At 63.2% G+C, this 519-nt stretch carries 1 protein-coding gene; it reads right to left on the reverse strand.

The genetic code is table 11. The annotated features are described in order from the left end of the window. Positions 1–7 precede the first annotated feature (7 nt). The coding region (locus SM450_RS31070) for a C39 family peptidase (protein ID WP_474623335.1) at positions 8–519 on the reverse strand (512 nt) is incomplete at its 5' end.

Raw genomic sequence — 519 nt, forward strand, 5'->3', positions numbered from 1 at the left:
GGTGGTGTCAGGTGGTGCTGTAGCCGCGGGTGGCGATCCAGTTGGCGAGGTTGTCGATGGTGATGTGGTAGGAGGCGGTGTTGGGGTTGGCGCTGTCGGCGATGGTGACGGTGGTGCCGTTGTTCTGGTAGCCGACGATGCTGATGTAGTGGCCGCCTTCGAAGGAGTGGGGGTTGCCGTCGGTGTCGGTGGTGGTGCCGGCGATGTTGGCGACTACGGCGCGGCTGTCGTCGATGGTCTTGATGATGTCGGCGCGCAGCTTGTCGGTCTGGGTGTCGTCGGCCTTCGGGGTGCGGATCTCGACCGAGCGGTAGGTTTTGCCGGTTTCTTTGTTCAGGATGGGGGTGATGTCGTTGATGCTGTTGGTGCCGTTCTCGGTGGTGCCCATTTCCTTGGCCATGGTGTCGACGTCGATGTTCTTGCCGAGGACGCTGATGGCGTTGCGGGCGGCGGCGGGGCCGCAGTAGTAGAAGTTGGGTTGGGCTTCGTAGCGGACGTTGAGTTCGCGTTCGCCGTGGC

It is taken from the genome of Micromonospora marincola, assembly GCF_056150385.1.